Genomic DNA, 9,677 nt, shown 5'->3' with positions numbered 1-9,677 from the left:
TAAATAGAGTGATAAAAATACCACTGCGGAGTGGTAGTTCAGTTGGTTAGAATACCGGCCTGTCACGCCGGGGGTCGCGGGTTCGAGTCCCGTCCACTCCGCCATTTGGTATGCTTTTAAGATTTTTATATTATCCTCTCTAAGTAATCCTATAATTATATTTCCATTTCAGTAGTATTTTCTTCCATCTTGATATTTAATATCTAATAGACTTTTTATTTTTAAAGAAATTTTATGTCTTTAGTGATTAAAGATCTACATCATAAAATTATCGACGGCGCACATTCCAAAAAGCTATTATCTGGTCTCGATTTAAAGCTGAACCCAAGTACAACGGTTGCTTTAATGGGAGATAGCGGAAGTGGTAAAACAACTTTACTTAATTTAATTTCTGGCCTTGAACCAATACAACAAGGTGAAATTAATATTTCAGGGCAAGCACTTCAAAATTTAACTGAAACGCAATTGAGTCAAATTAGAAAAAATGATTTAGGCATTATTTTTCAACAATTTAATTTGTTATCGAGTTTAAATGTACAAGACAATATTGAATTTAGTGCCAAATTATCAAATCGATTTGATCGACTGCATTGCCAAATGTTGATTCAAAACTTAGGCCTTGAATCTTTATTATCAAATTTACCTGCCACTTTATCCGGTGGTGAAGTGCAACGCGTTGCGATTGCGCGTGCTTTAGCCGCAAAACCTCAAATTTTATTAGCCGATGAACCTACGGGAAATTTAGATAATAGCAACAGTGAAAGAGTGGTTAGATTATTAGCGCAACTTGCTAAAGCACATCAAACTGAATTACTAATGGTGACACATAGTTTGTACATTGCTCAGGAAATGGATGAAATTTATCAATTAAATAATGGTCGATTAACCTGCATTAAAGGCTCAAAGCATGTTTGATGCTTTTGATAAAATTGAATTTTTTCAGATTATACAAACGCAGATAGCCGAATATAAATACAATAAAATGCTCAATTTGGGTTTTATTACGAGTCTTGGTGTCGCAACTTGTACTTTATTAAGCACTTTAATTTTAAATCATGCCAGTAAGCAACAATACGAAATAGCGAATGAAAAACTTGAAAGTCCTATTGCGTATTATGTTGTTCCAAAAAAAGATAAGTATTTAAGTGTTTTTGACTTCAAACGTTTGCGTCTACAGGGGTTTATTGAGTTAAATCCAGTATTATCCTTTCAAAAAAAAGTGATTCAAAATGATGGAAGTTTTAAATCAATTCAATTCAAAGCAATTGATTTATTAGTTTTAACTTTACTGCAATCAGAATTTTATTGTGCAGAGTGTTTATTAATAAGTGAGGAGTATGAAAAGGCATTATTCAACTCTGGCACTATAGACAAACAATCATTTTTGAAAGTAGGAAACGGTACAAGGTTCGAACTTGTATCAAAGCCTGTCTATGATTGGGGTAATATTATATTGTTGGATATTGCGTTTGCTTGGCAGCTATTTCCTGAGAAAAAAGGGTATAGTTATTTAATAGTCAATAAACTATCCAACCGGCGATTATTAGAATTAGAAAATGCTTTACCTAAACACCTAAAATTAGAGCAGTCTTTTACACTTAAGGAACGTGCGGGCTTCGCCGATGCCTTGCATTTAAATTTACTGGCTTTAGCTGTGCTAGGGTTTATTGTGAGTTTATTTATTGCTTTTCAATCTGCAAATCAGGCTTGGTGTAAACGAAGTGAATTAATGATGCAATTACGCTTATTAGGTATAAGTGTTTTTAATATTCGTCTGGCACTTTTGTTTGAAGCTGTGTTTTTGATTTTGATTGCAAGTGCTATCGGTTTTTTACTCGCTCTACTTTTAGTGAGTTTAGTGCTACCTCTACTTGGGTTCACTTTAAGTCAACTTTATAACTTAAAAGTAAGTGGTCATTTTGAATGGGACTGGCAATATTTTGTATGGTCATTAATGGTTTCAAGTGTTGCTGTGATAATTGCATTATTTAAACAGCTTTTTATACTTTCTTCTTTTAAAGTCTTTTTTGTTGCTAAACAAATAAAAGCGCACTCAACAAATAAAGTTGTCTTATATTTTTGTTTTTTTGCAGTGCTAATAACTTTAATTGGGTTTATTTTATTGCCTCAAATGAATTGGCAATATGTGATGTTGAAATATGCTTTTTTACTGATATCCACAGTATTTTTTTTACCTTTATTTATAAAAATGATTTTATGGCTATTAAGTAAAATAACCTCACAGTTTAAAATAAAATTTATAATTAAAGATGTCGCTAATCAAGTTGCTAGGCGCTTTTTACCTCTGGCAGCATTTTATCTTGCATTAACTGCCAGTATTGCTGCAGCCTTGATGGTGAATAGTTTTGAGGAGGCTTTCACTCAATATTTAGATCAACACTTAAATGAAGACTTATATATTAGGTCCAACTCAGATCAGACAGAGGATGTTGAGTCTTGGTTGAAACAAAGCAGGTTTATTGATGAAAGCATCCAATATTATACTGGAACAGCAAAGATGATATCTAAAAAATCACACCAAACCTTTGATACTGTAAATATTAATACTGTTGACTCAATCAGGCAATTAGGCTCAGTTGTATTTAAAAGTAAAAATAAGTTTGCTAACTTTGTAGGGCAAGCCTGTTTTATTAATGAACAACTTTCGTTAAAACGTGATATTTATTTGAACAGTACGATTCATATATTAAAAGGAGGTGAAATGGTTAACTGCCAAGTTAATGGCATATATTTTGATTATGGTAACCCTCATTTCGAGGTCACTCTAGCTAAGCTTAAGGTACGCGCATTTTTGAATCATTTAAATGAATTAAGTTTTGGTGTTTATTTAAACGAACCAAAAGCAAAAAGTATCGTAAATGTAAAAACAGCGCTAATAGCAAAGTTAGAATTAGAGCAGACTCAAATTCATGAATCTACGCAAATAAAAAAAATGGCTTTAGATATATTTAATCAAACATTTTTACTGACAAAAGGTATTTCTATGGTAATGATATGTATTGCATGTTTTGGTTTGTTTTTATCTGCGAATAATTTAGAACTGGCTAGAAAACCTGATTTATTGATCCTTTTAAGCTTAGGGTATAGCAAAAAATCAATCTATTCTCATATGTTAATTCAATGGTTATTACTCACATGTATTTGCATAGTGTTAAGTTGGCCTATTGCAATTGTGCTTGCCCATGCCTTGGTTAGTCAAATATTACCTGCTTCATTTGGCTGGTCAATGCCCTTAATCTTAGATGTAAAGTCGTTTGGTGTTACAAGCCTAGCCTGCTTGATTTGTTTGTTTCCAGCATTATTTATCCCAATACGTAAAATTAACTTACAGAGTGACATATGAGGCTTGTATTGGCATGTATCTTAATCACATTAGTCTCCTGTGAAGAGCTTAAGTCCAATGATAAAAAGGGTTTAAATATATTGCACCTTTTAGCTGATGAAACTGTGAATTATAGAAATCCATCAACGCATTATAAAATAAGCTTTCCAGCAGCACATGACCCTAAAAAAAGCTATCGTCATGAATGGTGGTATATATCAGCTAATTTAACAACACAAACAGGTGATGATTTTGCAGTGCAATGGACGTTATTTCGAACCGCAATCAAAAATAAACATTGGTATTTTGCCCATGCTGCTTTAGCCAATGAGGATACGCATTTATCAGCTTTGAGAAGTGGTCGTGAAGCGTTAGGTAATGTGATAATTCAAAATAAGCCTTTTAAAGCACAAATAGATAATTGGTTTTGGCATTCATCATCACAATTATTACCCGCTAAACTTGAATTTTCAGATGTGAAAGATGAACAAAAATGGCATGCAAAATTGAATCTAATTGGTCGTAATCAATTTTATTTGCAAGGGGATCAAGGGTATAATCGTAAACATGCAAGTTTAGATATTGCGAGCCATTATTATTCTCAGCCATTTATTGATGTAACAGGTGAAATATTCTTTAAAGGTCAGTTGCTAAAAGTTAAAGGTAAAGCTTGGTTTGATCGTGAGTGGGGAACACAAATGTTAGCGCCAGACCAACAAGGTTGGGATTGGTTTTCACTGCGTTTAAATTCAAAACTCGCTTTAATGGTGTACCGTATTCGTTCAGTTGATAAAGAGCACCTTTATGCTAGTTTAATGCATGATAATGGGATCATAGAAACTTTACCCAGTGAAGAGATTAATTTAATGGTTAAACAAACAAAAAAAGGCAAGTATCCTGAAGGTTTTAAATTGAAATTAGAAAAATATAATATTGATTTGGAGATAACTGCAATAAATAATAATCAAATAATGCGATTTGGTATTGAATATTTTGAAGGCATGGTTAAGTTTAATGGCACTCATCAAGGAACTGGTTTTTTAGAGATGACAGGTTATTAACTGAAATGAAAAAAATGCATAAGTATTTAGGGTTTATAATGATATTACCCTTTATTTCCTGGGCAGTTACGGGAGGATATTTTTTTATAAAGCCAGGTTATAAAGCGGCCTATGAAAGCTTAAATGTTAAAACTTATCCACTGGCATTAGTCCCTAAACTTAATCATGATAAAACTTGGCTTGAAGTACGATTAATGCGCTCTATTTTGGGCGTTCATTTATTAGTAAAAAGTGATAAAGGCTGGCAGCAACACGATCTTCATACTTTAAAAGTTATCGATAAGCCACTGAAGGCCCAAGTTGAATCTCTAACACTTGATGCGATTGCTATCAATCCTCATCGCTACGGTAAAATTAAATCAATTCAAGGGTTAGATGTTATTACCGATACTGATACTCGAATTACATTAAACTGGCCTCAAATGCGTTTTTATCAGCAAGGAAAAGATACTGATTTTATAAATAAAATGTATCAAATTCATTATTTACAATGGACAGGAATTAAAGCATTAGATGATGTTTTAGGTTTTTTGGTTTAGGCTTAGTTGTCTTTTTGGCATTGTTAGGTGTATTAATGTCGGTGCGACGTAAAAATATATAATATTTAAGTTCGTGTTTTAGGTACTTTACAGTAAAATATACAAATACATTTATTATTTAAAATAAACTCAAGGATGAAAATGAGACTTACGCGACTTAGTTTAGCAGTGATACTTTTATTGCCCCTATATAGCCTGGCAAGTGACGCTAACAAAATAAATAAACAATTTAAAGATGCTTATCACCAATATCAAGAAGCTGTTACAAACCGTAATATTCAAAAACAACTTGAATTTGCCGAAGTTGCCTATGAATTAGGTAAACAAGTTTACGGCCAATCAGATATTAATACTGCACGTTTAGCATTCAATTTAGCGACGCTTTATAATTTAGAAGATAATTCACGAGATAAAGCCAGTAAATTACTGAAGCCTTTAATTGAAATATACAAAAAAGAATATGGTAAATATGGCATAGAGTTAATTGATTTGTATTTTGCGTATGCAAAGTCCTTACCTTATAAAAAAATGAGAGAAGTAGAAAGGTATTATAAAAAAGCAATTGATATTGCTGAAGATGCTGAGGGAAATTTATTATTTCATGCTCAAATTCAATTAGATGCCGGAATTGAATTGTTAAATTTAGGCTCTATAAAAAGTAAAGTCATTCTAACTGCAAAAGATTATTTTACCGAACATTTAGAGGCAAATGATAAACGTGTTGTAAGTGCTAATTTTTACGCGGGTAAATATTATTTAATGCGTAGAAAGTATGAAAAATCTGCCAAATTTTTTGGCGCAAATTTACCTGTTTTTGATGCTTTAAAGGGACCAACACACCCGTTAGAGTTAAATACACATGCATTTCTGATCACAGCTTTAGAAAAAGATGGTAGAAGCGATGAAGCAACAAAACATTGCATTGCGATAGGCTCTATGACGCCATGGGATAGCAATCAGGAGCAGAGGCCGTTATATCGTGTGAACCCAAAGTTTCCAACCAGTATGGCTCGTTTACAGCACAATGGATCTGTTCAAGTTGAATTTACAATTACAGACTCTGGATTTGTAAAAAATGCAAAAATACTTAATATTGATGAGTCTAAAGGATTTCAAAAGTCAGCTTTGGCTGCATTAGAACAATGGCGTTATGCCCCCAAATTTGAAAATGGAAAAGCTGTTGAAGCAATTTCAAAAGTTCAATTGGATTATAAAATTGCGCGTTAGTGTACTTAGAAACGGTTGTTTTTTATCTACCAATTCTGTTCAACCTAAAAGTTAATTAATTGGGGCGTGAAGGTCAGAGCTAAGTTGCTCTAAATGCGTTCTGAGCAACAATGAGTAGATGGTTTTAGGCGGCTCCTTAGAGCCTAGCTTGCATTTTATCCCTACAACTTTGCAAAATCTTAAGTAGGATGAAAACATCACTCATTCGTGACTTGTTGGTATTAAAAATACTCAGTGTTTGAAATGAATGGCAAAGATAAATTAACTCTAATTTTTTAATGCTAAAGCCCTAACAGTTGTTAGGGCTTTTTTTATCACTCATTTTTTGTTTTAAGTTTTTGAAATTGATAGGCGGCAATTAATAAAATGCTACCAATAAACATAAATGCAATGACTTTTTGTAATACAGTAAAATCACTGATATCCCAGAGCATTATTTTTGCTGTTGCGACAGAAAAATAACCTATGCTCACAGGCATTAACCACTGATACTTTGCTTTTAATGTATGAAATAGTAAGTTTGTACCATGAACAACCAGTATGATTGAGGTCAAAGGTCCTGTTAGGTCTAAAGTATAATAATAAGTCATGCTTAAATAGAATGAAGTTAAGTAAGCATGAGATAAAAGCATGCTTATGCGTTGCTTTACTCCCAAACGACGTGTTAATACACATAAGGGATTATTTGAATAACTAAATAAAAATAGACCTAATAATAAAGGTAAATATACAGGTGACATATACAAAAGATTTATTGAGTTAATTTTCCCCCATAACCCTAAAATTAAAGCCAAGGATAAAATCCAAATACAATAACTAATATAGCCAAAATGTTTTTTTAATTCGATACGAAAGCTTGGTAATACAAGTAATAATATACAATAAATTAGTACTGAGAAAAGACCATATAATAAATCATTACTCATACCATAAATTAAAATAAAAAGACTAATACCCCAATAAATGCATGTTGGAATAAATAATGAAACTATTTTATGTTTAACCGTTTTTAATGAATGAGATAATTCAGGAGAGGTTGTAAAAGCTTTAATGGATAATAATAGGATAAACAATAATATACAGCCTAGTAGTAATGCACTTAAACCATATCCTTGCCAGCTATTGAACTTCACAAGATAGCATGCATATAAACTCGTTAAAGCTGCTATAAATACAAGTATCTTTGCCATAGTCCATAAAATATCGCGTTTTAATTTATAAAATATAATGATTGATATTAAGGCTGAGACCCACAAAGCCAATGTGATCGCTTCTGGAATATTGCGATATACAGAAGGTAAAAAGAAAATAGGTAAAAGTAAGAAAAAAAGCGTATCCAGTTTTTGAGCTAGGTTAAATAGTGGGCTTAACTTAAAGAATTTACGATAATAATAAGCAATTGCCCATAAGGATAAAAAAGCTTCTATTCTGGCTATTTTAGCCACTGTAGTTTGCATTGAAAAATGAAAGTTACCAACATATAAGGCACTGGCAATGATAGGTATTAATAATATAAACCAATGCAATAAAGCAATTTTTTCAATATTGCCCCAATCTTTTTTATGACTGATATAAGTAAGATAAAACAATGGGAGTATGATAAGTAACCAAAACCCTTCAGGAAGAATAGACGCCAGACTCAACATAAAAAATAGTGAAAATAATATATAGCTGAGTTGGTAGAATACGGTTTTACCTAAATTTTCTAAAGGTGTTAAAACATCACTAAATCTTTGTAATATTTTACCTATCGTAAAACTAACACATACTAAACTTAGTAAATTCAAATACCCTGAATCAAATGTAAGCTTAAATAATATGGGTAATGGCGCTATTGCGTTAAATAGCCATGTACTTATATTTATTATGCTTATTAATATTGCAATAAAAAGTAATAGAAAAGCTTCTTTACGTACACTTGGGTAACCAAAATAAAGCCCTAAAAATAATAATAAAAGCCCTTCGACACCCCAAATTAAGCCTAAAAAGTTGGGGGAAATCATCATTAATAATGCAATACCAATAAAAAGACCCGATAGGATAATAGAGATAATGTTTATTTCTTGCGTATGAGGCACTTGCATTTTTTTTAGCTTAAATTTGCTTATTAAAAATAGACTGCCTGTAATACAGGCGTTCAATAATAACAGATAAGCGTATTGGGTATTGTTGAGCGTTGTCTGTTCTAAGGTTAATAAAATAAATGCAACAATAGTACTGAGTTGAATTATGCAATTTGCATGACTTGATTTGAATTTATACCATTGAAAATAAATATTAATGAGTAGTTGATAAAAAAAGATGTGCAATAGGAAAAGTATAAAAAATGAAGGGGTTAAATCGGCTTGAGCTAATATAAACTCCACCATTGCGATGCTTAAAACAAGACTCATTTGAGATAATAGTGGCCAACGTATGGAAAATGCTAGTGGCAAAGCACCTATACAGATCAAGCATAAAAAGGATAAATAAAGTAGTGGTGTTTGCTCTGCAGTACCAGATATCAAAATTGGCGCTATTGCCCCACCTAATAAGCTAATAAAAGCCACAATGCGGGTTTCATATTGTTTAGCTAATATATAACCTATTAAAGTAATTAAACTGAGTAATATAAACGTAACTAAATCAGAAGTCAGTTGATAAAAAGGGCCTAAGAAATAACTGCTGAGATAAAATAAGATTAAACTTAAACCGATAAGACTGGCTGAGAATTCTGACATGTCAGGTCGTTTTTTATGTAGCTTCATTGCAAAGATCATAAGCGTTATACATATTAGGTAAGCGCAAACAACCTTTCCAGATGGGGGAAGATATTCATTAAAAGAATATTGAAGCAAATATCCAAAGCCCATCACCAAAGTAATAATACCTGCAATCGTTAAGAAAAAAGCCGGTGCTTTTCCTTGTTTTTTGTAATGTTGATAGATATCAATAAATGAGCTTAATAAAGCTGTAATGGGTCCAAAAATAGTTGATAAAATTGTTTCTGATATTTTAGAAAGACATCTGCTAATTAAATGATGATTGTTTGAGGTGACAATGCTTTTTTCATCGCTATGAAGTGTTGACTCGGGCGGTGTTAAGTTTTGCTCTTTTATAATTTGTGTATGTTCATTTGTGTATTGTTCTTCGGCTGAAAAAGCTTTGCTAATAGTTGGGCCCTCGAATGATTCTGTTAAGGGGATAGCAGTGGGCTCATTTGTTATTGGGTTGTCTATTGAATTTTCTTTATCTAACTGAGCTTTTTGCTTAGGAATATGTGTATTTTTTTCTAATAAAAAAACTCTGTGTTTTAATTTGTGATTGCTATCAAATAGATAAAAAAACATGGCGATAGTAAAACCATAGAAGTATTCTTCCATAACTATGCCTATAATAAAAATAAATATAGCAATAATACCCATCTGAAATCCTTTTTATTTTTTATTTTAATAGGTTATGTTTTTTATGTTTCATTTACAATTTTTGTTTCATACAGAATTATAAATCTACTCTGCTACTATTAAT

Annotated in this window: 6 protein-coding genes and 1 tRNA gene; 6 read left to right on the top strand and 1 reads right to left on the bottom strand. The window is 32.0% G+C overall.

From position 1 onward, the window contains the following. Positions 1-27 precede the first annotated feature (27 nt). The 6 genes from BM088_RS16500 (at position 28) to BM088_RS16475 (ending at position 6,170) form a co-directional block, all read left to right on the top strand. A tRNA-Asp gene (locus BM088_RS16500) sits at positions 28-104 on the top strand. Positions 105-234: 130 nt separating this feature from the next. Further along, positions 235-915, top strand: coding sequence for an ABC transporter ATP-binding protein (locus BM088_RS16495; protein WP_091986806.1), 681 nt, complete (start codon positions 235-237; stop codon positions 913-915). Next, positions 908-3,364: an FtsX-like permease family protein gene (locus BM088_RS16490; RefSeq protein ID WP_091986804.1), complete on the top strand. Its 2,457-nt coding sequence runs from the start codon at positions 908-910 to the stop codon at positions 3,362-3,364. The genes BM088_RS16495 and BM088_RS16490 overlap by 8 nt, the downstream gene beginning before the upstream one ends. Beyond that, positions 3,361-4,404 carry a lipocalin-like domain-containing protein gene (locus BM088_RS16485; protein WP_091986801.1) on the top strand — a complete coding sequence of 348 codons (1,044 nt, stop codon included), beginning with the start codon at positions 3,361-3,363 and terminating at the stop codon, positions 4,402-4,404. Before BM088_RS16490 ends, BM088_RS16485 begins: the two co-directional genes overlap by 4 nt. Before the next feature lie 38 nt (positions 4,405-4,442). Further along, positions 4,443-4,943: a hypothetical protein gene (locus tag BM088_RS16480; protein WP_143085101.1), complete on the top strand. Its 501-nt coding sequence runs from the start codon at positions 4,443-4,445 to the stop codon at positions 4,941-4,943. A gap of 141 nt (positions 4,944-5,084) precedes the next feature. Continuing rightward, positions 5,085-6,170, top strand: coding sequence for an energy transducer TonB (locus BM088_RS16475; protein WP_177208081.1), 1,086 nt, complete (start codon positions 5,085-5,087; stop codon positions 6,168-6,170). A 314-nt stretch (positions 6,171-6,484) separates the two neighbouring features. Here the strand turns inward: BM088_RS16475 and BM088_RS16470 are convergent, their stop codons facing one another. Then, complete coding sequence (locus BM088_RS16470; RefSeq protein ID WP_091986793.1) at positions 6,485-9,574, bottom strand: DUF2339 domain-containing protein; 3,090 nt, start codon at positions 9,572-9,574, stop codon at positions 6,485-6,487. Positions 9,575-9,677 lie beyond the last annotated feature (103 nt).

The organism is Pseudoalteromonas denitrificans DSM 6059, assembly GCF_900112265.1.
GTDB lineage: Bacteria > Pseudomonadota > Gammaproteobacteria > Enterobacterales > Alteromonadaceae > Pseudoalteromonas > Pseudoalteromonas denitrificans.
Note: the sequence above shows the minus strand (reverse complement) of the source record. Positions and strands in the feature narration are given on the sequence as shown.